At 34.9% G+C, this 3,225-nt stretch carries 3 protein-coding genes; 2 read left to right on the top strand and 1 reads right to left on the bottom strand.

Annotated elements, in window-relative coordinates; genetic code table 11:
* Nucleotides 1-157: 157 nt before the first annotated feature.
* The gene (cadR, locus tag FTT63_RS15110; protein ID WP_007484277.1) at nucleotides 158-550 is read right to left on the bottom strand and encodes a Cd(II)/Pb(II)-responsive transcriptional regulator; all 393 of its coding nucleotides are present in this window, start codon (nucleotides 548-550) and stop codon (nucleotides 158-160) included.
* Between the two features lie 89 nt (nucleotides 551-639).
* On the opposite strand from cadR, the gene FTT63_RS15105 reads away from it, so the two are divergent.
* Entirely contained in the window at nucleotides 640-1,920 is a 1,281-nt protein-coding gene (locus FTT63_RS15105; protein ID WP_004668302.1) for a cation transporter, read from the top strand.
* Between the two features lie 292 nt (nucleotides 1,921-2,212).
* Nucleotides 2,213-2,653, top strand: coding sequence for a ribbon-helix-helix domain-containing protein (locus FTT63_RS15100; protein WP_218954024.1), 441 nt, complete (start codon nucleotides 2,213-2,215; stop codon nucleotides 2,651-2,653).
* Nucleotides 2,654-3,225: the final 572 nt, after the last annotated feature.

The following is a 3,225-nucleotide window of genomic DNA, read 5'->3' as shown; positions in this document are numbered from 1 at the left end:
AATACCAGCGCACAGCCCAAAGAATGATTTCGCCCTGAAAATGCCGACCATGGAAAGGATTCATATGCTGCACCTTTAGCTAAAACAGTCTTCAGCTTACCATTCGTGGTTATTTGCAACAGTGCCGATTTTTTGAAAAAAGCATAGGTCTAGATAATCAAGCTAGATTTTTTAAAACTCCACATTGGTCAATTGTACATAAACCATCACAAGTACCTCTTAAATCAGATAGTTGTTCAATAAGCTTTTGTTGCTTGATTATATTTTCTCTGATAGCACTGACATGTAAGTCAATTAATTCATTCACATCTGAACAATTTTTCTCAGGTTTGTCTTTATAGGTAAGTAATTGACGAATTTCATTCAAACTCATATTTAAAGTTCGGCAATTCAAAATAAATTTAATTCGCTCAATATAGCCTACATCGTAAAGGCGGTAATTTCCTTCCGTTCTTTCCGGTTCCGGAATTAAACCTTCCTTTTCATAAAACCTAATTGTTAATACTGAACATGAGGTTTTTTTAGAGAGTTCACCAATTTTTAAATGCATTGAGTTAGTATTTCCAAAGATTCTTGACTCTATAGTAACTATAGGGATTCTAATATTCAAAGTTTATAATTTTTTTAATGGGTATAATTATGAGTGGTTGTGGATGTAGTAAAGAAACACCATGCGAAGATAAGAAATCTCAACAAGAAAATCATCCATCAATTGCAGAAGCAAACAATTCAAAGAATTGTGATAATACGCTTAGCTGTTGTGGTGAAGAGGAAGAAAAAAAATCTTCATCTCCTTGCTGTAACACTTCAAACAGTTGTGAAGATACCGCTCAATCCTGTTATGGTTCTGATCCCAAAGAAAATTTAAGCACTGAAGACGTTTTAAAAGATTCGCACTACATGAGTGAATACTTAGTTCCCAAAATGGATTGTTCTGCGGAAGAACAGATGGTTCGTATGGCGCTATCTTCAATTGATGGTGTTCAAAAACTCATCTTTGATTTACCTAACCGTTCTTTAAAGGTTCTACATAATCAAAAAGATGAAAATATAACCACCAAACTTGAAGCTTTGGGTTTTGGTGCAAAGCTTGTGAAGACTGAAACTTATATAAGCAATCAACAGGCTAAGCAAACAAGTACCTACACCATTCCTAAAATGGATTGCTCTGCTGAAGAGCAAATGGTCCGTATGGCTCTTGCAGATATTGAAGCAGTTAAAGGTCTTACTTTTGATCTTCCCAATCGAAAACTGAAAGTCTTCCATAATGAAGGGATTCAGCAAATTACGGCTAAACTCGAAGGACTGGGTTTTGGGGCGAAACTTGATGAAACACAGCTTTCTTCAGGCGATATACCTAATGAACCTGATCCTGTGAGACAAGCTAAAGTACTTAAACTGTTATTAGGTATTAATGCTCTACTTTTCTTTATAGAATTCATCAGCGGTATTATTGCTGCGTCTACAGGATTGATTGCTGATTCTCTAGATATGTTTGCCGATGCAGCCGTTTATGGTATTGCGCTATATGCCGTCGGAAAAGCTGCGAAATATCAAATAAAAGCAGCCCATTTCGCAGGTTGGATTCAGTTATTACTTGCTGTTATCGTGATTGTTGATGTCATTAGACGATTCATGTTTGGAAGCGAGCCAGAATCAACGCTCATGATTGTTATTGGCCTGCTCGCACTTATAGCTAACGTGACATGCTTATATCTTATTTCTGGTCATCGAGAAGATGGCGCACATATGAAAGCCAGTTGGATTTTCTCGGCGAATGACGTTGTCGTAAATATGGGCGTTATATTTGCCGGTGTACTCGTGGCGTGGACGGGATCAGCTTATCCAGACTTAATCATTGGCATACTGGTTTCTTTATTCGTACTTAATGGTGCCCGAAAAATTTTGGCTTTGAAGTAAGAGTATCGAAAATGAATCTATTTGGCACTATTGCAAATAACCACGAATGGTAAGCTGAAGACTGTTTTAGCTAAAGGTGCAGCATATGAATCCTTATGTCTTAAAAGCATGTAATTTTTAGTATTAAAAATAGCCCTCTGTTGAGGGCTATTTAACATAAAATCTCTTATATGAAAGACTCCTAAATAGGAGTTTTTTATTGAATAACTATCTAAAAAACAGGAATTGCAAAGTCAATCCTAATGATGTACTCTAATTGATATACAATTAGATAAAGGTTATTGAAATGCTAATGCTCAGATTACCAGTAGAATTAGAAAAGCGATTAGATGAAGTAGCAGAAAAAACTCAGCGAACTAAATCATTTTTAGCTAGAGAAGCAATTTTATTGAGTCTGGATACGTTAGAAAAAAAATATAACCATCAAAACAATGAGATAAATGATATGAACATTAATTTATATGAAATTTTAGTTAGAAATTTTTCTACACCTGTTAATTTAGAGACTGAGTCAAGAAAGTCAAAATTTTGCATATTTAGTGAAGATGGAAAATTATTTGTTCATAACAATAAAGATAATATTCGACCGATAAGTTTCGATGAAGTTGATAATTTTTATAAAGTTTTTAGGGAAACTGGGAGTCATTCCCCATCAACTTATACAGATGTAACATTCAATTCATCATATATTCTTGCAGCAGTATCCTATTTAAAGGAAAAAGGCTTTCTTTAAATACTAAATATAAAAAAAGCCCGACATCCTGTCGGGCTTTTTCGTATTGGGTGTTTAGGTATAACTCCTGTCGTACCTCACGTCCTGGTGTTGCACTTATCATTATTGTTTTATGTGTTGGAACATCCTGTTCTCTATGTCCCCATTATATGAAAAATCCCTGCGGTGACATAGACGCAATGCTCCCTAATTCATGTCAGCCTGAGCTTACAACATTGCTCAAAACTTACCCCAAGGTTTATCCGCAGAAATTGCGAATAATTTGCGAAGTTCAGGTATTGAGTTATCAGGGAAAATCGCAAAATCGACTACTTTTTAAACGAAATTATTGGCAAAAACTATAAAAACTGCTCATAAAAAAGCCAACTTGTTTCAAAATCGGTTTTTTTTGCATTTATCTTAGTTTGTTAAGTTTTTGATATTTATATTTTGGAGTTAAAAACCCTGTTATTCCAAAGTAGAAATGTCCTACCTAATAACCAAATAGAAATGTCCTATATGGACATTTCCAAGTCAAGCACAGGATTTAGATTTCGTTCTTGAATTGCTGTTTTCTGTGCACGTCTGCTTGG

The organism is Acinetobacter sp. C15, assembly GCF_013420645.1.
In the GTDB taxonomy this organism is placed as follows: Bacteria; Pseudomonadota; Gammaproteobacteria; order Pseudomonadales; family Moraxellaceae; genus Acinetobacter; species Acinetobacter indicus.
This window is presented reverse-complemented; position numbering and strand designations above follow the sequence as displayed.

Excerpts from the sequence above, each read along its gene's own strand:
- cadR (WP_007484277.1), bottom strand. The coding sequence starts at position 550 with ATGCATTTAAAAATTGGTGAACTCTCTAAAAAAACCTCATGTTCAGTA.
- FTT63_RS15105 (WP_004668302.1), top strand. The coding sequence starts at position 640 with ATGAGTGGTTGTGGATGTAGTAAAGAAACACCATGCGAAGATAAGAAA.
- FTT63_RS15100 (WP_218954024.1), top strand. The coding sequence starts at position 2,213 with ATGCTCAGATTACCAGTAGAATTAGAAAAGCGATTAGATGAAGTAGCA.